Here is a 19538-nt window from a genome sequence, read left to right as displayed (position 1 = left end):
CAGAAGTCGCGGCGGCGGCCGCGGCGCCCTGTGGACCTCCTGGTCCGGGCGTCGTACCCGCAGCCGTCCGTTCCCCGACCCTTGGGGGTTTTGTGGTTCGCATCCGGGTTCTGGTGGTCGACGACCACCGCATCTTCGCCGAGTCCCTCGCAGCCGCGCTCGCGGCCGAGCCGGACGTGGACGTGTCCGCGGCCGGCAGCGGTCCCGCGGCCGCGCGCTGTCTCGAACGCGCGGCGGCCGAGGGCCGCCGCTTCGACGTCATGCTCGTCGACGCCGACCTCGGTGCCGCCGCCGGGACCGTACCCGCCCAGCGGGAGCCGGGCTCCGGGGCGCCGCCCGGGCCCGACGGGATCGCGCTCGTCGCCGGGGTGCGCGTCGCCCACCCCGGGGTCCGCACGGTGGTCCTCGCCGAACGGGACGACCCCCGCCGGGCCGCCCTGGCCCTCCAGGCGGGCGCTTCCGGGTGGGTGGCGAAGGACTGCTCCCTGTCACGGCTGCTCGCGGTCATCCGGGGGGTGCTGCGCGAGGAGACCCACCTGCCGCCCGCGCTGCTCACCGGGGTGCTCCGGGAGCTCACCGCGGCCCGCAAGCACCGTACGGACAGCGAACGGCTCGTCGAATCCCTCACGCCGAGGGAGCACGAGGTGCTCCGCTGCATGGTGGCCGGGCTGGGCCGCAAGGACGTGGCGGCCCGGCTGTTCCTGTCCCCGCACACCGTCCGCACCCACATGCAGAACGTGCTGGGCAAACTCGGGGTGCACTCCACGCTGGCTGCCGTGGCCCTGGCCAGGAGGGCCGGCGTACGGCCCGCCGAACTGTCGGGACTACCCGGGGACGTTGTCGAACGGAGCGGTCAACTGGCGTAGCAGCCCCGCGAGGTCGCCGCGCTGCGCCGTCGAGAGCTGGGCCAGGATCGCCCGTTCCTGGGCCAGCAGCCCCGCGAGGGACTGGTCGGCGCGGTCGCGGCCCTCGGGCGTCAGCCGGACGAGTACGCCGCGCCGGTCGTTGGGGTCGGGCAGCCGTTCGACGAGGCCCTTCTTGGCGAGCCGGTCGATGCGGTTGGTCATGGTGCCCGAGGTGACGAGCGTCTGGGTCAGGAGTTGCCCGGGGGACAGCTGATAGGGCGCGCCCGCGCGCCGGAGCGAGGTCAGCACGTCGAATTCCCACGGTTCCAGCCCGTGCTCGGAGAAGGCCAGCCTGCGGGCGCGGTCGAGGTGGCGCGCGAGCCTGCTGACGCGGCTGAGCACCTCGAGCGGTTCCACGTCGAGGTCAGGGCGCTCTCGCCGCCATGCCGCGACCAGTCGGTCGACCTCGTCCTCCATGCCGATCAGTGTAAGGGGTCTGTCGACATGAAGTCTCTTGAAATCAAGAATCTTGACTACGAGATATATTCTGGCCGACCATGGGGCATGGAGGTGGCCGGAACGGCTTCCGCTTCCGACCGCCCCACCAGCAGGGAGGCTCGAACATGCATTCCGACATCGCTCCGGCCGTGCGCCCCCAGGCCATGGACGGCTCCACCCCCTCCGCACCCACCTGGGACCCCCAGCAGTACCTCCGGCACGCCGGCCACCGAACCCGCCCCTTCCTGGACCTCCTCACCCGCATACCCGAGCTCCCCACCCCCCGCCGCACCACCGAGGGCGCCCCCGGCCTGCGCATCGCCGACCTCGGCTGCGGCCCCGGCAACGTCACCGCCCTCCTCGCCGAACGCTGGCCCGAAGCCCGCATCACCGGCTTCGACCTGTCACCCGAGATGCTCGAACGCGCCACCGCCGAACACGCCGGACCCACCGCCGGCGGCGGCCACCTCGACTTCCGCCGCGGCGACATCGCCGACTGGATGCCCGAGGAGACCTACGACCTGATCGTGTCCAACGCGGCCCTGCAATGGGTGCCCAGCCACCCCGGCTCCTTCGCCGCCTGGATCAACGGACTGCGGCCCGGCGGCACCTTCGCCTTCCAGATCCCCGGCAACTTCGGCGCCCCCAGCCACCGCCTGCTCGCCGACCTCTGCGACACCGCCCGCTGGCGCTCCCGCCTCGCCGGCCACGGCGCCCGCTACATCCACCTCCTCGAACCCGCCGAATACCTCGCCCGCTTCACCGAGCTCGGCTGCGCCGTCGACGTGTGGGAAACCACCTACCACCAGATGCTGCAAGGCCCCGACCCCGTACTCGACTGGGTCAAGGGCACCGCCCTGCGGCCCGTGCTCACCGCCCTCGGCGACGACCGCGAGGCAGCCGAACGCTTCCTCGCCGAATACCGGGAAATCCTGCGCGAGGCCTACCCGCCCGGCCCGCGCGGCACCGTCTTCCCCTTCCGCCGCATCTTCGCCGTCGCCCGCAAGGAGGCCTGACCGTGCTCACCGCCGTCGACCACGTGCAACTCGCCGCGCCCCCCGGCTCGGAAGACGCGCTGCGCGCCTACTACACAGGTGTCCTGGGCATGACGGAGCTCTCCAAACCCCCCGTCCTCGCCGCCCGCGGCGGCTGCTGGTTCGCCGCCGGCGGCGTCCAGCTGCACCTGGGGGTGGAAGAGGACTTCCGCCCGGCCCGCAAGGCCCACCCCGGCCTCAGGGTGAGCGGCATCGAGGCGTACGCGCGCAGACTGGAGGAGCGCGGGGCATCCGTCGTCTGGGACGGCGACCTGCCCGGCCACAAGCGCTTCTACTCCGAGGACCCGGTCGGCAACCGGCTGGAGTTCCTGGAGGCCCACGACGTGCGACGGCACGGCCTGGAAGAGCCCTGCCTGTAGCCGCGTGACGCGACGGCGCCCCGCCACCGGACCTCCGGTGACGGGGCGCCGTCGCGTCCGCTCAGCTCTTGCGGTGACCCACCAGCCGCGGTCTCGGCTCCAGGTTCTCCAGCCCGTGCCAGGCCAGGTTCACCAGGTGCGCCGCGACCTCGGCCTTCTTCGGCCGCCGGGTCTCCAGCCACCACTGACCCGTCAGCGCCACCATCCCGACCAGCGCCTGCGCGTACAGCGGCGCCAGCTTCGGATCGAAGCCGCGGGCCTTGAACTCCAGACCCAGGATGTCCTCCACCTGCGTGGCGATGTCACTGATCAGCGAGGCGAACGTACCCGTCGACTGCGCCACGGGAGAGTCCCGGACCAGGATCCGGAAGCCGTCCGTATAACTCTCGATGTAGTCGAGCAGGGCGAACGCCGCCTGCTCCAGGAGCTCCCGCGGGTGCCCCGCCGTCAGCGCCCCCGTCACCCCGTCCAGCAGCTGGCGCATCTCGCGGTCGACCACCACCGCGTACAGGCCCTCCTTGCCGCCGAAGTGCTCGTACACCACCGGCTTGGACACCCCGGCCTTCGCCGCGATCTCCTCCACCGACGTGCCCTCGAAACCCTTCTCGGCGAACAGGGCGCGGCCGATGTCCAGCAGTTGCTGACGCCGTTCGGCGCCCGTCATCCGGACCCGGCGGCCTCGCCGGGGCTTGTCGCTGCTGGAACTGCTGCCGTCGATCGCCACGTCCCCCATCATGCCGGGTTCGACGTCTTCTCCTGGCGCCGGGCATCGATCCGCTCGGCCGACGGCCACCGCACGTCGCTCGCCCAGCCCAGCTGCTCGAACCAGCGGATCAGCCGCGCACTCGAATCGACCTGCCCGCGCAGCACGCCGTGCCGGGCCGACGTCGGATCGGCGTGGTGCAGGTTGTGCCAGGACTCCCCGCACGACAGCACCGCCAGCCACCACACGTTGCCACTGCGGTCCCGCGACTTGAACGGCCGCTTGCCCACCGCGTGACAGATCGAGTTGATCGACCACGTCACGTGGTGCAGCAGCGCCACACGCACCAGAGAACCCCAGAAGAACGCCGTGAACGCCCCCCACCACGACATCGTCACCAGACCGCCCACCAGCGGCGGGATCGCCAGCGAGAACAGCGTCCAGAAGACGAAGTCCCGCGAGATCCGCCGGATCGCCGGATCCTTGATCAGGTCCGGGGCGTACTTCTGCTGATTGGTCTGCTCCTCGTCGAAGAGCCAGCCGATGTGCGCCCACCACAGGCCCTTCATCAGGGCCGGCACCGTCTCGCCGAACCGCCACGGCGAATGCGGATCACCCTCGTGGTCGGAGAACTTGTGGTGCTTGCGGTGGTCCGCCACCCAGCGCACCAGCGGACCCTCCACCGCCATCGACCCCATGACCGCCAGCGCGATCCGCAACGGCCGCTTCGCCTTGAAGGAACCGTGCGTGAAGTACCGGTGGAAACCGATCGTGATGCCGTGGCAGGCCAGGAAGTACATGAACACCATCAGGCCCACGTCCAGCCAGCTCACCCCCCAGCCCCAGGCCAGCGGGATCGCCGCCAGCAGCGCCACGAAGGGGACGGTGATGAACAGCAGCAGGGCGACCTGCTCGACGGACCGCTTGCTCTCGCCGCCGCGCGTCGCGGACGGCTCGGACGCGGGATCGCCACCGCGCACGGAGGACGCCGAGGCGTCCTCGATCAGATCGGGACTGGTGGTCATGGGGGTTCCCCCGGGGGGTGAGGAGTCGGCAGGCACCGGGCCCGGACCTACGCATCCGTAACCTACGGCATCGTAAGTATGGCAAAGCTGCCGCTTCCGGCAAGAGGAGCACGGCCGGGACCTTCCCGCTCCGACCCGCACGGTCCACTGGGCGGGCACCCTGCCCGGTCACCCGCACAGGACACCTATCCTGGTGTCGTCGGACAGCGCGGTCCGCACGGGCAGCCCGAGCTGCGCATCAGGACGCGGCACCGCCGCGCGCACCCGGGAGCCCCCCGCCCAGTAGCGCTCGAACACTGCAAGGAGCCGCACCTGTGAGCAGTGCTGACCAGGCCCCCGCCACCTCCGTCGCCGCGACCGCCGCGGACACGGCCAACGCAGAGCTGCGCGCGGACATCCGCCGCCTCGGCGACCTCCTCGGGGAGACCCTCGTACGCCAGGAGGGCCAAGACCTCCTCGACCTCGTCGAACGCGTCCGCGCGCTCACCCGCACCGACGGCGAAGCCGCGGCCGCCCTCCTCGGCGACACCGACCTGGAGACCGCCGCCAAGCTCGTGCGCGCCTTCTCCACCTACTTCCACCTCGCCAACGTCACCGAGCAGGTGCACCGCGGCAAGGAACTGCGCGCCCACCGCGCCGCCGAAGGCGGCCTGCTGGCCCGCACCGCCGACATGCTCAAGGACGCCGACCCCGAGCACCTGCGCGAGACGGTCAAGAACCTCAACGTCCGGCCCGTCTTCACCGCACACCCCACCGAGGCGGCCCGCCGCAGCGTCCTCAACAAGCTGCGCCGCATCGCCGCCCTCCTGGAAGAGCCCGTCTCCGGGGCCGGCGAGCGCCGCCGCCACGACCTGCGGCTCGCCGAGAACATCGACCTCGTCTGGCAGACCGACGAACTGCGCGTCGTCCGCCCCGAGCCCGCCGACGAGGCCCGCAACGCCATCTACTACCTCGACGAGCTCCACGCCGGCGCCGTCGGAGACGTACTGGAAGACCTCGCCGCCGAACTCCAGCGCGTCGGCGTCGAGCTCCCCGCCGGCACCCGCCCGCTCACCTTCGGCACCTGGATCGGCGGTGACCGCGACGGCAACCCCAACGTCACCCCCGACGTCACCCGCGACGTCCTGATCCTCCAGCACGAACACGGCATCACCGACGCCCTCGAACTGATCGACTTCCTGCGCGGGCTGCTGTCCAACTCCATCCGCTACACCGGCGCCACCGAGGAACTCCTCACCTCCCTCCAGGCCGACCTCGAACGCCTCCCCGAGATCAGCCCCCGGTACAAGCGCCTCAACGCCGAAGAGCCCTACCGCCTCAAGGCCACCTGCATCCGCCAGAAGCTCGTCAACACCCGCGAGCGCCTCGCCAAGGGCACCCCCCACGAGGAAGGCCGCGACTACCTCGGCACCGCCGAGCTCCTCACCGACCTCACCCTCGTCCAGACCTCCCTGCGCGAACACCGCGGCGCCCTCTTCGCCGACGGCCGCATGGACCGCACCATCCGCACGCTGGCCGCCTTCGGCCTCCAGCTCGCGACCATGGACGTACGCGAACACGCCGACGCCCACCACCACGCCCTGGGCCAGCTCTTCGACCGGCTCGGCGAGGAATCCTGGCGCTACGCCGACATGCCCCGCGACTACCGGCAGAAGCTCCTCGCCAAGGAACTCCGCTCCCGCCGCCCCCTCGCCCCCACCCCGGCCCCCCTCGACGCCGCCGGCCACAAGACCCTCGGCGTCTTCGGCGCGATCAAGGACGCCTTCGAGAAGTTCGGCCCCGAGGTCATCGAGTCCTACATCATCTCGATGTGCCAGGGCGCCGACGACGTCTTCGCCGCCGCCGTCCTCGCCCGCGAGGCCGGCCTCATCGACCTCCACGGCGGCTGGGCCAAGATCGGCATCGTCCCGCTCCTGGAAACCACCGACGAACTCCGCGCCGCCGACGTCATCCTCGACGAGATGCTCGCCGACCCCTCCTACCGCCGCCTCGTCTCCCTGCGCGGCGACGTCCAGGAGGTCATGCTCGGCTACTCCGACTCCTCCAAGTTCGGCGGCATCACCACCTCCCAGTGGGAGATCCACCGCGCCCAGCGCCGGCTCCGCGACGTCGCCCACCGCTACGGCGTCCGCCTGCGCCTCTTCCACGGCCGCGGCGGCACCGTCGGCCGCGGCGGCGGCCCCTCCCACGACGCGATCCTCGCCCAGCCCTGGGGCACCCTCGAAGGCGAGATCAAGGTCACCGAGCAGGGCGAGGTCATCTCCGACAAGTACCTCGTCCCCTCACTGGCCCGCGAAAACCTGGAACTGACCGTCGCGGCCACCCTCCAGGCCTCCGCCCTCCACACCGCCCCCCGCCAGTCCGACGAGGCCCTCGCCCGCTGGGACGCGGCCATGGACATCGTCTCCGACGCCGCCCACACCACCTACCGCGAACTCGTCGAAGACCCCGACCTGCCCGCGTACTTCTTCGCCGCGACCCCCGTCGACCAGCTCGCCGACCTCCACCTGGGCTCCCGCCCCTCCCGCCGCCCCGACTCCGGAGCCGGCCTCGACGGACTGCGCGCCATCCCCTGGGTCTTCGGCTGGACCCAGTCCCGCCAGATCGTCCCCGGCTGGTACGGCGTCGGCTCCGGCCTCAAGGCCCTCCGCGAAGCCGGCCAGGACGCCGCCCTCAGCGAGATGGGAGAGCGGTGGCACTTCTTCCGCAACTTCCTCTCCAACGTCGAGATGACCCTCGCCAAGACCGACCTGCGCATCGCACGCCACTACGTCGACACCCTCGTGCCCGAGGACCTCAAGCACGTCTTCGCCCGCATCGAAGCCGAGCACGAGCTCACCGTCCGCGAGGTCCTGCGCATCACCGGCGGCAAGAAGCTCCTGGACTCCAACCCGGTCCTCCAGCAGACCTTCGCCGTCCGCGACGCCTACCTCGACCCGATCTCCTACCTCCAGGTCTCCCTGCTCGCCCGCCAGCGCGCGACCGCCGCCCGCGGCGAGGAAGCGGACCCGCTCCTGGCCCGCGCCCTGCTGCTCACCGTCAACGGCGTCGCCGCCGGCCTGCGCAACACCGGCTGACCCCGCCACACACACGAAGGCCCCCGCCACCGAAACGGTGACGGGGGCCTTCGCGCGTGGACGGCTACGAGTTGTAGGCCGACTGCGCCCGCTCCAGGCCCTCCTGGATCAGGCACTCCACCGCATCGGCCGACCGGTCCACGAACCAGTCCAGCTCCTTGCGCTCCGCGGACGAGAAGTCCTTCAGCACGAAGTCCGCGACCTGCATCCGGCCCGGCGGCCGGCCGATGCCACACCGCACCCGGTGGTAGTCCGCGCCCATCGCCTTCGTCATCGACTTCAGGCCGTTGTGCCCGTTGTCCCCGCCGCCCAGCTTCAGCCGCAGCGTCGGATAGTCGATGTCCAGCTCGTCGTGGACCGCCACGATCCGCTCCAGCGGCACCTTGTAGAAGTCGCGCAGCGCCGTCACCGGGCCGCCCGACAGGTTCATGAACGACATCGGCTTCGCCAGCACCACCCGGCGGTTCGCCGGGCCCGGCGGACCGATGCGGCCCTCGACCACCTGGGCCCGGGCCTTGTGCGCCTTGAACTTGCCGCCGATCCGCTCGGCCAGCAGATCGGCCACCATGAACCCGATGTTGTGGCGGTTGCCCGCGTACTCCGGCCCGGGGTTCCCCAGACCGACGACCAGCCACGGCGCCGCGTCGTCCGACATCAAAAGCTCCTTATGCCCGTGTACGAGAACGACCGCCGTCCCGCTCCAGTGGAGCCGGACGGCGGTCGGTCAGCAACTGCTGAGGGGGTGGGGCGAGGCTCAGGCCTCGGTGCCCTCGGCCTCGGCGGCCGGCTCCTCGGCCTGCGGGGCGACGACCTGCAGGACGGCGACGTCACCGTCGATGGCCAGGGTGGTGCCCTTCGGGAGGACCAGGTCCTTGGCGTGGATGGTGTCGCCGGCCTCGAGGCCCGCGATGGAGACGGTGACCTCGGTCGGGATGTGGGTGGCCTCGGCCTCGACGGAGACGGTGTTCTGCAGGGTCTCCAGCATGTTGCCGCCGGCGGCCAGCTCGCCCTCGGTGACGATCGCGACGTCGACGGTGACCTTCTCGCCCTTCTTGACGATCAGGTAGTCGACGTGCGAGATCGAACGCTTCAGCGGGTGCTTCTGCACGGCCTTCGGGATGACCAGCTCGGTGCCCTCACCCTCGATGTCCAGGGACAGCAGGACGTTCGGGGTACGGAGCGCGAGCTGAAGGGCGTGACCCTCGACGTTCACGTGCTTCGGGGCCTGGCCGTGACCGTAGATGACACCGGGAACCAGGGCGTCGCGACGGGCCTGGCGGGCAGAGCCCTTGCCGAAGGTGTCACGGATCTTGGCGGAAAGCTTGATCTCGGACATGCTCACTCCTCGTGGGGTGACGGAAACAAGATGACAGTCACCCGGCCGAAACGGCCTGCTACGAAGAGCGCGTCGATAACGGAGCATCCGCACCCGAAAACAGGTACGGCCTCCCTCGCCGAGCAACTCGAGGAGTGTACCCGGCGGGGGAGGCCGCACCAAAAGGATCTACCGCGGAGCGGTTACTGCTGCTCCTCGAACAGGCTGGTCACCGAACCGTCCTCGAAGACCTCGCGCACCGCGCGGGCGATCATCGGAGCGATCGACAGCACCGTGATCTTGTCGAGCTCCAGGTCGGACGGGTCCGGCAGGGTGTTCGTGAACACGAACTCGCTGACCTTCGAGTTCTTCAGACGGTCGGCCGCCGGACCCGACAGGATGCCGTGCGTCGCCGTCACGATGACGTCCTCGGCGCCGTGCGCGAACAGCGCGTCGGCCGCGGCACAGATGGTGCCACCGGTGTCGATCATGTCGTCCACCAGGACGCAGACGCGGCCCCGGACCTCACCCACGACCTCGTGGACGGTCACCTGGTTGGCGACGTCCTTGTCGCGGCGCTTGTGCACGATCGCCAGCGGCGCGTCCAGACGGTCGCACCAGCGGTCGGCCACCCGCACACGGCCGGCGTCCGGAGAGACGATCGTCAGCTTCGTGCGGTCCACCTTGGCACCCACGTAGTCCGCGAGGACCGACAGCGCCGACAGGTGGTCCACCGGACCGTCGAAGAAGCCCTGGATCTGGTCCGTGTGCAGATCGACCGTGAGGATGCGGTCCGCACCCGCGGTCTTCAGCAGGTCCGCGACCAGACGCGCCGAGATCGGCTCGCGGCCCTTGTGCTTCTTGTCCTGACGGGCATAACCGTAGGACGGGACGATCACGGTGATGGAGCGCGCCGACGCGCGCTTCAGCGCGTCGATCATGATCAGCTGCTCCATGATCCACTTGTTGATCGGAGCCGTGTGGCTCTGGATCAGGAAGCAGTCCGCGCCACGTGCCGACTCCTGGAAGCGGACGTAGATCTCACCGTTCGCGAAGTCGAAAGCCTTGGTCGGCACGAGGCCGACCCCCAGCTGGTGCGCGACCTCCTCGGCCAGCTCGGGGTGGGCGCGGCCGGAGAAGAGCATCAGCTTCTTCTCGCCGGTCGTCTTGATCCCGGTCACAGCACTGTCTCCTCAGACGTGTGGAAAGCTGCTCGCCCCCGTGTGCGTCCGTCCCGCACACGGTGAGCCAGCCGAATTGCGTGCACCTATCACGGTACGCCGTCCCGGGCGTACCCGTTTCCGGTCAGTTCACCTCACGGGTGACCGGAGTCCTTGTCCACCGACGACTGCGCGGCCGTCGCCGCCGCGCTGCCCGGACGCTTGCGGGCCACCCAGCCCTCGATATTCCGCTGCTGGCCACGGGCCACGGCCAGCGCACCGGGCGGCACGTCCTTGGTGATCACCGAGCCGGCCGCCGTATAGGCACCGTCCCCGATGGTGACGGGTGCCACAAACATGTTGTCGGAACCCGTCTTGCAGTGTGAGCCGACGGTGGTGTGGTGCTTGTGCTCACCGTCGTAGTTCACGAACACACTGGCCGCACCGATGTTCGTGTACTCGCCGATCGTCGCGTCGCCCACGTACGACAGGTGCGGCACCTTCGTGCCCTCGCCGATCGTCGCGTTCTTCATCTCCACGTACGTACCGGCCTTCGCCTTCGGCCCCAGGTTCGTCCCCGGCCGCAGGTACGCGAACGGACCCACGCTCGCCGACTCCCCGATCACGGCCGTGTCCGCCACCGTGTTGTCCACCCGCGCCCGCGGACCCACCCGCGTGTCCTTCAGCCGCGTGTTCGGACCCACCTCGGCGCCCTCGCCGACGTGCGTCTCACCCAACAGCTGCGTACCCGGGTGCACCAGCGCGTCCTGCCCGAACGTCACCGTCACGTCCACGAACGTGCTCGCCGGGTCCACGACCGTCACGCCCGCGAGCATCGCCCGCTCCAGCAGCCGCGCGTTCAGCAACGCCCGCGCCTCGGCCAGCTGCACCCGGTTGTTGATCCCGAGGATCTGCCGGTGGTCGGCGCCCACCGCCGCACCGACGCGGTGCCCCGCCTCGCGCAGGATGCCGAGCACGTCGGTGAGGTACTCCTCGCCCTGGCTGTTGTCCGTACGCACCTTGCCGAGCGCGTCGGACAGCAGCGCGCCGTCGAACGCGAAGACCCCGGAGTTGATCTCACGGATCGCGCGCTGCGCGTCGGTGGCGTCCTTGTGCTCGACGATCGCCGTCACGGCGCCGGTGGCGCCGTCGCGGACGATGCGCCCGTAGCCGGTGGAGTCCGGCACCTCGGCGGTCAGCACGGTGACGGCGTTGCCGTCGGCCTCGTGCGTCCGCGCGAGCTGCTCCAGCGTCTCGCCGGTCAGCAGCGGGGTGTCCCCGCAGACCACGACCACGGTCCCGTCGACCGGTCCGCCGAGCCCTTCGAGCGCCATCCGGACGGCGTGCCCGGTGCCGTTCTGCTCGTACTGGACTGCGGTGCGGACGCCGGCGTCGATCGCGGCGAGGTGCGCGGTGACCTGCTCGCGGGCGTGACCCACGACGACCACGAGGTGCGCGGGGTCCAGTTCGCGGGATGCGGCGACCACGTGACCGACGAGCGAGCGCCCGCTGATCTCGTGCAGAACCTTGGGAGTGGCCGACTTCATGCGGGTGCCTTCACCCGCTGCGAGTACGACGACGGCTGCCGGGCGGGTTGCGCTCACGGGTGTGCCCTTCGGCTTCGGGTGGTGGACCCGTGAAGGATAGCGGGGGGTCAGGGGCCCCAAACGAAGCCGGGTCCCGACCGCGGAGGTCAGGACCCGAACGTGCAAGGCTCCCCCGCCAGGACTCGAACCCGGACATAAGGCACCAAAAGCCTCAGTGCTGCCAATTACACCACAGGGGATGGCGATCTAGCCCAAAACGGACATCTGCCTGTGCCGCCTCAACTAGACGCCCCTACTATGCCGTACCACCAGCCCTCGATGCGACGGTAAAGTTCCGCGCCCCGCAAGACGCGCACGGACAGGCAGCCGCGGTAACCCGCACCGGCGTTCTTCCGGGCTGAGGTCTGGCCTCGGCCCCTTTCCCCCGATACGCGGCGACGCCGACGAGGAAGCGGGAATTTCGCTGGCGGGTGTGCTGAGGGCCGTGCGTACGCTGGACGGCATGACCGGTACGGGGGTAGAGCGCGGCGGGGCGGGGCGGGACGGGCCCTGGTGGTGGGAGCGGCGGCGGGGGGCCGTCCTGGACGTGGGGCTGGGGGTGGCCTCCGCGATCGAGTGCGCCCTGGAAGGGGTGCCGACGGCCCGTGAGGCGGGCGTGCCCGTGGCCGTCGGGGTGCTGTTCGGGCTCGTGGTGGGGTCCACGCTCGTGCTGCGGCGCCGCTGGCCGATCGCGGTGGTCCTGGTCGGGATCGCGGTGACCCCGGCGATGATGGGCTTCCTGCTGGGGTTGGTCGGGCTGTACACCCTGGCCGCCTCCGAGGTGCCGCGCCGGATCGTGGCGACGCTGGCCTCGATGGCGCTCGCCGGGACGTTCGTGGTGACGTACATGCGCACCCGCGGGGACGTGGAGGCCGACGGCACGCTGGTGCTGGTGCTGTCCGCGTTCATGGCGGTGGCGCTGACCGTGCCGCCGCTCCTCCTCGGGCTGTACGTGGGTGCCCGGCGCCGGCTGATGGAGAGCCTCCAGGAGCGTGCGGACTCGCTGGAACGGGAGCTGTCGCTGCTCGCCGACCGGGCGGAGGAGCGGGCGGAATGGGCCCGTACCGAGGAACGGACCCGCATCGCGCGCGAGATGCACGACGTGGTGGCGCACCGGGTGTCGCTGATGGTGGTGCACGCGGCGGCGCTCCAGGCGGTCGCGCTGAAGGATCCCGTGAAGGCGGTGAGGAACGCCGCGCTGGTCGGGGACATGGGGCGGCAGGCGCTCACGGAGCTGCGGGAGATGCTCGGTGTGCTGCGGGCGGAGTCGCCGAAGCCGGTGGCGCAGCCGTTGGTGGTGGCGCCGGTGGCGGGGGCCGGTGAGGACGGGCCGTCGCTGGCGGAGCTGGAGGCGCTGGTGGGGCAGTCGCGGGCGGCGGGGATGAGCGTCGAGCTGGTGGTGCAGGGGGAGCCGGGTGTGGGGGACGCGTATCCGGCGGAGGTGGAGCAGACGGCGTACCGGGTGGTGCAGGAGGCGTTGACGAACTGCCACAAGCACGCTCCGGGTGCACGGGTGGTGGTGCGGCTGGCGCATCGGGAGGGGGAGGTGGCGATGCAGGTGGAGAACGGGCCGTGTGACGGGAAGGCGGACGTGCCGGGGCTGCCGAGCGGGGGCAACGGGCTGGTCGGGATGCGGGAGCGGGTGCTGGGTCTGGGCGGGGTGTTCGTGTCGGGGCCGACGGAGGCGGGGGGTTTCCGGGTGTCGGCGGTGCTGCCGCGCGGGCGGGGTGCGTAGGGGCTTCGCGGTGCGGTGCGGTGCGGGGCGGCGGGTCCGGTGGTGCTCCGGTGAGCGTGAGGGCACGGCCGGGGGACGGCTCCGGGCCGGTACGTGCCGGGGGTGTGCGGGGCGGCCGCGTGGGGGCGGCCGGGTCCCGGTTCAGCCCTCCGTGCTGAGGCGGGCCGGCTGGAGGCCGGTCAGGAGGAGGGTGAGGGCTTCGTCGAGGCCGGCGCCGAGGTACCAGTCGCCGGTGTGGTCGATGCCGTAGACGCGGCCTTCGCGGTCGATCGCGAGGTGGGAGGCGCCGTCGGAGTCCACGCCCAGCGGGCAGAGCTGGGTGGAGAGGGCGCGGCCGAGGTCGGCGAAGGTGCGGGCCAGGTGGAGGCCGGTGAGCGGGTCGAGGCGCACGGTGGTGGGTGCCGTCTGGCGGCCGGGTCCGGGGGCGGTGACGATGAGTCCGCCGAATTCGGCCCAGGCTTCGACGGCTGCCGGGAAGACGTTGTGGCGGTGTCCGGCGGGGGTGGTGTGGTCCCGCAGGGCGTCGGCCCAGTATTCGGCCTGCTTGATGTCCCAGCGGCCGGGTTCCCAGCCGGCGGTGCGCAGGGCGGAGTCCACGGGGCCCTGGAAGCGGGTGGCCGAGGAGCGGTCGTAGGAGGCTGAGGAGGCGGTCATGGTGGCTACTCGGGGTGGGTGAGGTCGACGGGGCGTACGCCGAAGTGGGTGAGGAGCGCGTCGCAGGAGCGGCACGGGGGTGCGTAGCTGCCGTGGAGGGGGTCGCCGTCCTCGCGGATGCGGCGGGCGGTGATCCGGGAGTGTTTGAGGGAGCGGCGGGCCTCGCCGGCGGTGAGCGGTTTGCGGGAGGCGCGGCGGCTGCGGGCCGCTTCGACGGCGGTGAGGTGGCGGGAGAGCAGGATGGCTTCGGGGCACCGGCCGGTGAAGCGTTCGCGTTGGCCGCTGGTGAGGGTGTCGAGGAAGTCCTGGACGAGCGGGTGGAGGACGGGCGGCTGGTCGGCCTTGCCGGCGGTGCCGGTGAGGGTTTCGCCGCGTACGGAGAGTGCGGCGGCGACGGTGGGGAGGATGCCGTCGCGGCGGAAGCGCAGGACGGGTGGTGTGGTGCCGTCGGTGCTGCTCCAGCGCAGGCGGGGGTCGCCGGCGGGGCCGGTGGTGCCGGCTTCCGTCGGTTCCGCGTGGTCGGTGCGGGTTGCCGTGTTTCGTGGTGTCGCGGTCTGCATGGTCGCGCCTTCCCTCCCGTGGCGGCGGTGGTGGCCGCTGTCGCGCACGCCCCCGTGCTGCGGGGACAGCCTGTCAAATGTCACCTGCCGTGTGGAAGCGGGGTCGAATATTCGTATCAATTCGGATGTTCCTGCCTGGCGGGCGTGCGCACTGGGTAGGGGCGGGTGCCGGTCTTGCCTGAACACATAGGCTGTGGTGAACCAGCCAGATCCAGCAGGGGGCTACCGCCATGACGACAGGTCGGCTCGGGCAGCAGGCCGCGCCACCCAACGCCGCTTACTCGGGGCAGGTCGTGCACTTCCCGGACCCGGTCCGGGCCGCCCGCCATCCCCACGGTGTGCGGATGGACGGGGACGGTCATCCCGATTTCTCGCGTTACGCGCGTGCGGCGGTGGAGATCGCCGAGCCGCCGGAGGGCTTCGGTGTCGACGAGCTGCGTCTGACGGACTGCGTGTCCGCGAACGCGGCGATGCGGGCGGCGGGCCACGAGCTGTGGGACACGGTCGGTGCGGTGGCGACTCCGCACGGCTGGACCTGGCACCACGTGGCGGGGTCGCGCCGGATGGAGCTGGTCCCGGTCGAGGTCAAGGCGCTGCTGCGGCACCACGCCGGACTGGCGACGGCCCCGGTCGACCACGACAAGCGCGGTACGCGGCCGCTCCAGGAGGTGCGTCCGGCGCACCTGGAGCTGCCGAAGGCCGTGGTCTCGGTGTCGGAGCAGCAGGTGCAGGGGGTCGAGGAGGACCTCGGGTACCGGCTGCCGGAGGCGTACCGGTCGTTCCTGAAGGCGGCGGGCGGTTGTGCTCCGGTGGGGGCGGGCCTGTTCGTGGAGCTGGGTCTGCTGGTCGACCAGCCGTTCTTCACGGTGCGTGAGGAGGCCGCGGTCAACGACCTCGTGTACGTCAACAAGTGCCTGCGGGACCACCTGACGAAGGACTACCTGTGCGTGGCCTTCGTGCAGGGCGGGCTGCTCGCGGTGAAGGTGAAGGGGCAGGGCATCGGTTCGGTCTGGTTCTCCCCGTACGACGACGCGCGCGACCGGGACGGCTGGTCGGTGCAGGAGCGGGTGGAGCGGCTGTTGCTGCCGTGCGGTGCCGATTTCGATGCCTTCCTGGAGCGGCTGGCGGGGAACCCGCCGGAGCTGGAGTCGGTGGCCGGTCTGATGGTGGACGGCGGATTCGCACGTTCGGTTCCGGTGCTGAGTCCGGGCATGGAGGGTTGATCGCACTGTGGTGACGTTCGCGCAGGCGCAGGAGCGCGCCGAGGAGTGGATCAACGGGGACGTGCCCGCGTACCAGCACCGTGAGGTGCGGGTGCGGGAGTTCGGTCTCGGGTTCGTGGTGTGGGCCGAGGACCGGCCCACCGGTCCGGTGTCGGGGGGTGGCCGGCAGCGGCTGGTCATCGCGCGGGACAGCGGTGAGGTGACGTTGTGGCCGGGGCTGCCGGTCGGTGAGGTGATCCGGCGGTACGAGGAGGAGTACGGGGCGTCGGCCTCGGCGGCCGCGGCGGAGGCTTCGGTGCCGCCGCCGCGGATCGACGCGGAGCAGACCTCGTTCATCCTGAGTCCGCCGGAGTGGCTCCAGGAGGCGGCGGACCGGGCGGGGATCCCGGGGGGCCGTCCGCGTTCTTCGCCGTCCTCTTCTTCCCCGCCCGCTTCCCCGTCTTCTTCCCCGCCTTCTGTGTCGCCCGCTTCTTCCGGGTCCTTCGACCCCGGGGCTCCGGCGGCTCCGGGTCCGGTTTCCGAGCCGGCCGCGGCTCCGGCCGTGGCGGGGGACCCGGTGCCGCTGCGGCGCGGGGGCGAGGTCCCGTACGAGCCGACCGCGAACGACGGGGTGCCGGCCGGGTCCACGCCGTGGGCCGGGACCGATGTGAACTCCGGTGCGGACGACGCGTCCGTACCGCTGCCCGCGACGGTGTTCGCACCGCCGCTGTCCGGGTCGGACCTGGAGGAGGCGCCCTCGTCCTCCGGTGTGGCGCCGGAGGCGAAGACGACGTTGATGGCCGGTGGCAGCCAGCTGCCGAGGACGGCCGTGGTCCCCGCGCTGGGGCAGTCGCCGGAGGCGGCGGACATCGCCGACGCGCCGACGAGCAAGGCGCAGGTCTCCCGGCCGGGCGGTCCCGCGGGCGGCCCCGCCGGTGGTGCCGGCGGGGTGCAGCCGCCGCAGCCTCCCGGTGTGCCCGGGGGTTCCTCCGGGCGGGGGGTCGATCACGCCGCGACGATGCTGGCCGGCCCGGCGGTGGGCCGGCCGCAGCCGCCGGGTCCGCCCGGGGCTCCGGGTGCGGGTCAGCCGCCCGCGCCTCCCGGTCCGCCCGGTGTGCCGGGGGGTTCCTCCGGGCGGGGGATCGACCATGCCGCGACGATGCTGGCCGGCCCGCCGGTCGGTCAGCCGCCCGCGCCTCCCGGTCCGCCCGGGGCTCCGGGTGCGGGTCAGCCGCCCGCGCCTCCGGGTCCGCCGGGTGCGCCCGGTGGCGGTGCGCACCATGCCGCGACGATGCTCGCCGGTCCGGGTGTGCCGCAGCCGCCGGGTCCGCCCGGCGCGCCCGGTGCGCCCGGGGGCGGGGTCGATCACGCGGCGACGATGCTGGCCGGTCCGCCGGTGGGGCAGCCTCCGGCGCCTCCCGGTCCGCCGGGTGCGCCCGGTGGCGGTGCGCACCACGCGGCGACGATGCTGGCCGGTCCGGGTGTGCCGCAGCCGCCCGGTCCTCCCGGTCCGCCGCCCGGTCCTTCCGGTCCGCATCCGGGTGCCCAGGGGCCGGTGCCGTCCGGTGTGCCCACGGTCGGTCCCGGCTACCAGGCCGTACTGCGCTACCGCGCGCCCGACGGTTCCGAGCAGCAGCTCATCCGTCGCTCGGCGCCCGGTACACCGCACCCCGAGTGGCAGATCCTGTACGAGCTCCGTGCGATGAACGTGCCGCCCCAGCAGGTGCTGGAGCTGCACACGGAGCTGGCCTCCTGTGAGCTGCCCGGCGGCTACTGCGCCCGGATGATCCGGGAGACGTGGCCGCAGGTGCGGATCACCAGCGTGGCCCCGTACGGAACGGACCACGCGGGCCGTCAGCAGGGCATGCGGCACCTGCTCACCCATCAGGGTGAGCTGCACCAGGTGGCGGACGGTCCGGCGCGGCCCGCGCCGGTACGGGCGCCGCTGCCGCAGGTTCCGCTCCAGCCCGCCGTCCCGATGGAGGTCATCGGGCAGGAGCTGGCCGGGGCGTTCGGGCCGCAGGGCGTGTTCCGCTTCGATCAGCGGGCGGTGTCCCGGCAGGGCGTGCCCGACATCGTGGCGCAGACCCTGATGTGGGCGGGTCTTCCCGTCGACTTCGGGCCGTTCTTCTGGGCGCAGGCGGTACCGGGCCAGCCGGTGCCGACGCTCGCGGAACTGGCGGCGCAGCGGCAGGTGCAGCCGGCGTCCGACGCGGGTTCGTACCTCGTCGTCGGCAGCGACTTCGGGAAGGCGCTGTGCGTTCAGTACGGGACCGCGCACATAGTGGCGGTGCCGGTGGAGGCCGGTCCGGGCGGGGCGCCCGTGGCGCCGCAGTTCGTGAATTCGAGCCTGCCGCAGTTCGCGCGTTCGCTGGCGATGCTGGGTCACATGTGGCGGCTGCGGCAGCATTTGACGCCGGAGCAGGCAGGCCGGTGGACCGTCGATTTCCAGGCGAATCTGGCGGGTCTCGACAGTGCGGCGCTGGCCTCGCCGGAGAGCTGGTGGTCGGTGCTGCTGGAGCAGATGTGGGACGGATTGCTCTGATCGGATGATCGGATGGATGGCCGGGCCGGGACCCTCGAACGGGGTACCGGCCCGGCCATTCCGGCTTCTGCGAGCAAATGACGCATCCTTGACGGGAATCCCCGCGAGAGAGGCGCTTCCAGGATGAGTGCACCCATGTCACCTCACGGACCTCAGGGTTTGGCCACCGTGCGCGGTCGCGGCTACCGGATGGACGAGGTCGACCGGTATCTCGCGCGGCTCTCCGGGAGCCGGGACGAGGCCTGGGAACGGGTGGCACGGCTGACCGTCCTCGCGAAGCGGATGGAGGCCGAGGCCGAGCGGCTGCGGGAGGCCGTGGCGGCGCTGGCTCCGCAGACGTACGACGACCTCAGCGAACGGGCCCGGCGGATCCTGCTGCTCGCGCAGGAGGAGGCGGACGTACTGCGCCGGGACGCGCGTACGGACGCGGGGGAGGCGCTGGGCGCGGCGGAGGCGCACGCGGACCGGGTGGCGGAACTGGCGCGCCACGACGGGGAGGCGGTGCGGGAGCAGACGGAGGTCCGGGCGCGGCAGGGGTTGCTGCGGGCGCAGCGGGAGGCCGACGAGGTGCGGTCGGAGGCGCGGGACGACGCGGCGGCGTGGCGGGCGGAGGCGCAGGCGGGGCTGGCGGAGACGCGGCGCCGGTCGGAGGCGTTGCTCGCGGAGCGCGAGCAGGAGCAAGTGGAGCGGCGGGACGCGGCGGAGCGGGAGCTGGCGGCGCGGGAGGCGGAGCTGGAGGCGCGGGCGGCGGAGCAGGAGCGGTACGCGCAGGCGCGGCTGGACGAGGCGCGGCGGGGGTTCGCGGAGGCGGAGGAATCCGCGCGGCACGGGCAGGAGGACGCGGAGGCGCGGGCGGCGGAGCTGGTGGCGGAGGCGCGGGTGCGGGAGGAGCGGGTCGGGCGGGAGACGGAGCGGATCCTGCGGGAGCATGCGGAGGCGCAGGAGGAGATGCGGGCCCACATGAACCACGTCCGCTCCAGCCTGGCGGCGCTGACGGGGCGGGCTCCGGCGGAGGGATGACGTTGCCCTGGCCGGGCGGGGTGGGGTCGGGTGGGCTGTTACTTCGGCCCCGGCGGGGGCTGCCGCCCCGGCCCGGGCCGTTCCCGTGGTGGGGGCTGCGGGTGGGGCCGGGGTCGGGGCCGGGGTGGGGGGTCGTCCGGGGCGGGCATGATTTATGGCGCCTTGTCCGGAGCGTCTTGTCGGGCGGGGCAGGGCGCCA

General features: G+C 72.2%; 17 protein-coding genes and 1 tRNA gene. 8 read left to right on the top strand and 10 right to left on the bottom strand.

Going from position 1 to position 19538, the window contains the following annotated elements; all coding sequences use genetic code 11:
• Nucleotides 1-92: 92 nt before the first annotated feature.
• Nucleotides 93-866: a response regulator transcription factor gene (locus ABZZ17_RS04930; protein ID WP_356872066.1), complete on the top strand. Its 774-nt coding sequence runs from the start codon at nt 93-95 to the stop codon at nt 864-866.
• On the opposite strand, the gene ABZZ17_RS04925 is transcribed toward ABZZ17_RS04930, so the two are convergent.
• On the bottom strand, nt 825-1322 hold the full coding sequence (locus ABZZ17_RS04925) for a MarR family transcriptional regulator (RefSeq protein ID WP_356872064.1): 498 nt from the start codon (nt 1320-1322) through the stop codon (nt 825-827). The two genes, ABZZ17_RS04930 and ABZZ17_RS04925, sit on opposite strands and share 42 nt — an antisense overlap.
• Nucleotides 1323-1468: 146 nt before the next feature.
• Here ABZZ17_RS04925 and ABZZ17_RS04920 point away from each other — a divergent pair, with 146 nt between their 5' ends.
• Together ABZZ17_RS04920 and ABZZ17_RS04915 are read left to right on the top strand one after the other, a co-directional pair.
• Nucleotides 1469-2359: a trans-aconitate 2-methyltransferase gene (locus tag ABZZ17_RS04920; protein ID WP_356872062.1), complete on the top strand. Its 891-nt coding sequence runs from the start codon at nt 1469-1471 to the stop codon at nt 2357-2359.
• 2 nt (nt 2360-2361) lie between these two features.
• The gene (locus ABZZ17_RS04915; protein WP_356872060.1) at nt 2362-2757 is read left to right on the top strand and encodes a VOC family protein; all 396 of its coding nucleotides are present in this window, start codon (nt 2362-2364) and stop codon (nt 2755-2757) included.
• 61 nt (nt 2758-2818) lie between these two features.
• Here the strand turns inward: ABZZ17_RS04915 and ABZZ17_RS04910 are convergent, their stop codons facing one another.
• Both ABZZ17_RS04910 and ABZZ17_RS04905 read right to left on the bottom strand, forming a co-directional pair.
• Nucleotides 2819-3493, bottom strand: a complete 675-nt coding sequence (locus ABZZ17_RS04910) for a TetR/AcrR family transcriptional regulator (protein ID WP_125816680.1) — start codon at nt 3491-3493, stop codon at nt 2819-2821.
• Nucleotides 3490-4485, bottom strand: a complete 996-nt coding sequence (locus tag ABZZ17_RS04905; protein ID WP_356872057.1) for a fatty acid desaturase — start codon at nt 4483-4485, stop codon at nt 3490-3492. Before ABZZ17_RS04905 ends, ABZZ17_RS04910 begins: the two co-directional genes overlap by 4 nt.
• 383 nt (nt 4486-4868) lie before the next feature.
• Here ABZZ17_RS04905 and ppc point away from each other — a divergent pair, with 383 nt between their 5' ends.
• On the top strand, nt 4869-7562 hold the full coding sequence (gene ppc / locus ABZZ17_RS04900; protein ID WP_356872440.1) for a phosphoenolpyruvate carboxylase: 2694 nt from the start codon (nt 4869-4871) through the stop codon (nt 7560-7562).
• 64 nt (nt 7563-7626) lie between these two features.
• On the opposite strand, the gene pth is transcribed toward ppc, so the two are convergent.
• The 5 genes from pth to ABZZ17_RS04875 form a co-directional block, all read right to left on the bottom strand.
• Nucleotides 7627-8217 carry an aminoacyl-tRNA hydrolase gene (gene pth, locus ABZZ17_RS04895; RefSeq protein ID WP_356872055.1) on the bottom strand — a complete coding sequence of 197 codons (591 nt, stop codon included), beginning with the start codon at nt 8215-8217 and terminating at the stop codon, nt 7627-7629.
• A 99-nt stretch (nt 8218-8316) separates the two neighbouring features.
• Nucleotides 8317-8898: a 50S ribosomal protein L25/general stress protein Ctc gene (locus ABZZ17_RS04890; protein ID WP_356872053.1), complete on the bottom strand. Its 582-nt coding sequence runs from the start codon at nt 8896-8898 to the stop codon at nt 8317-8319.
• A gap of 182 nt (nt 8899-9080) precedes the next feature.
• On the bottom strand, nt 9081-10058 hold the full coding sequence (locus ABZZ17_RS04885; protein WP_031138975.1) for a ribose-phosphate diphosphokinase: 978 nt from the start codon (nt 10056-10058) through the stop codon (nt 9081-9083).
• Nucleotides 10059-10192: 134 nt separating this feature from the next.
• The gene (gene glmU, locus ABZZ17_RS04880) at nt 10193-11641 is read right to left on the bottom strand and encodes a bifunctional UDP-N-acetylglucosamine diphosphorylase/glucosamine-1-phosphate N-acetyltransferase GlmU (RefSeq protein ID WP_356872050.1); all 1449 of its coding nucleotides are present in this window, start codon (nt 11639-11641) and stop codon (nt 10193-10195) included.
• 110 nt (nt 11642-11751) lie between these two features.
• Nucleotides 11752-11823 (bottom strand) — tRNA-Gln (locus tag ABZZ17_RS04875).
• A 263-nt stretch (nt 11824-12086) separates the two neighbouring features.
• On the opposite strand from ABZZ17_RS04875, the gene ABZZ17_RS04870 reads away from it, so the two are divergent.
• Nucleotides 12087-13358, top strand: coding sequence for a histidine kinase (locus ABZZ17_RS04870; RefSeq protein WP_356872048.1), 1272 nt, complete (start codon nt 12087-12089; stop codon nt 13356-13358).
• Nucleotides 13359-13499: 141 nt separating this feature from the next.
• Here the strand turns inward: ABZZ17_RS04870 and ABZZ17_RS04865 are convergent, their stop codons facing one another.
• Together ABZZ17_RS04865 and ABZZ17_RS04860 are read right to left on the bottom strand one after the other, a co-directional pair.
• On the bottom strand, nt 13500-14012 hold the full coding sequence (locus ABZZ17_RS04865) for an SUKH-3 domain-containing protein (protein WP_356872046.1): 513 nt from the start codon (nt 14010-14012) through the stop codon (nt 13500-13502).
• A gap of 5 nt (nt 14013-14017) precedes the next feature.
• Nucleotides 14018-14572, bottom strand: a complete 555-nt coding sequence (locus ABZZ17_RS04860) for a YwqJ-related putative deaminase (RefSeq protein WP_356872438.1) — start codon at nt 14570-14572, stop codon at nt 14018-14020.
• A gap of 230 nt (nt 14573-14802) precedes the next feature.
• On the opposite strand from ABZZ17_RS04860, the gene ABZZ17_RS04855 reads away from it, so the two are divergent.
• The 3 genes from ABZZ17_RS04855 (at nt 14803) to ABZZ17_RS04845 (ending at nt 19339) form a co-directional block, all read left to right on the top strand.
• Nucleotides 14803-15795 carry an SMI1/KNR4 family protein gene (locus ABZZ17_RS04855; RefSeq protein ID WP_356872044.1) on the top strand — a complete coding sequence of 331 codons (993 nt, stop codon included), beginning with the start codon at nt 14803-14805 and terminating at the stop codon, nt 15793-15795.
• Between the two features lie 7 nt (nt 15796-15802).
• On the top strand, nt 15803-18319 hold the full coding sequence (locus ABZZ17_RS04850; protein ID WP_356872042.1) for an SUKH-4 family immunity protein: 2517 nt from the start codon (nt 15803-15805) through the stop codon (nt 18317-18319).
• Nucleotides 18320-18454: 135 nt separating this feature from the next.
• Nucleotides 18455-19339: a cellulose-binding protein gene (locus tag ABZZ17_RS04845; RefSeq protein WP_356872040.1), complete on the top strand. Its 885-nt coding sequence runs from the start codon at nt 18455-18457 to the stop codon at nt 19337-19339.
• The last annotated feature ends 199 nt before the right edge of the window (nt 19340-19538 follow it).

It is taken from the genome of Streptomyces sp. NPDC006512, from assembly GCF_040611935.1.
Taxonomy (GTDB): Bacteria; Actinomycetota; Actinomycetes; order Streptomycetales; family Streptomycetaceae; genus Streptomyces.
The sequence above is the reverse complement of the archived record's forward strand: the minus strand, read 5'-3'. Positions and strand labels throughout refer to the sequence as shown.

Coding starts and splice junctions, on each gene's coding strand:
- ABZZ17_RS04925 (WP_356872064.1), bottom strand. CDS start 1,322: ATGGAGGACGAGGTCGACCGACTGGTCGCGGCATGGCGGCGAGAGCGC.
- ABZZ17_RS04920 (WP_356872062.1), top strand. CDS start 1,469: ATGCATTCCGACATCGCTCCGGCCGTGCGCCCCCAGGCCATGGACGGC.
- ABZZ17_RS04910 (WP_125816680.1), bottom strand. CDS start 3,493: ATGATGGGGGACGTGGCGATCGACGGCAGCAGTTCCAGCAGCGACAAG.
- ABZZ17_RS04905 (WP_356872057.1), bottom strand. CDS start 4,485: ATGACCACCAGTCCCGATCTGATCGAGGACGCCTCGGCGTCCTCCGTG.
- pth (WP_356872055.1), bottom strand. CDS start 8,217: ATGTCGGACGACGCGGCGCCGTGGCTGGTCGTCGGTCTGGGGAACCCC.
- ABZZ17_RS04890 (WP_356872053.1), bottom strand. CDS start 8,898: ATGTCCGAGATCAAGCTTTCCGCCAAGATCCGTGACACCTTCGGCAAG.
- ABZZ17_RS04870 (WP_356872048.1), top strand. CDS start 12,087: ATGACCGGTACGGGGGTAGAGCGCGGCGGGGCGGGGCGGGACGGGCCC.
- ABZZ17_RS04865 (WP_356872046.1), bottom strand. CDS start 14,012: ATGACCGCCTCCTCAGCCTCCTACGACCGCTCCTCGGCCACCCGCTTC.
- ABZZ17_RS04860 (WP_356872438.1), bottom strand. CDS start 14,572: ATGCAGACCGCGACACCACGAAACACGGCAACCCGCACCGACCACGCG.
- ABZZ17_RS04855 (WP_356872044.1), top strand. CDS start 14,803: ATGACGACAGGTCGGCTCGGGCAGCAGGCCGCGCCACCCAACGCCGCT.
- ABZZ17_RS04845 (WP_356872040.1), top strand. CDS start 18,455: ATGTCACCTCACGGACCTCAGGGTTTGGCCACCGTGCGCGGTCGCGGC.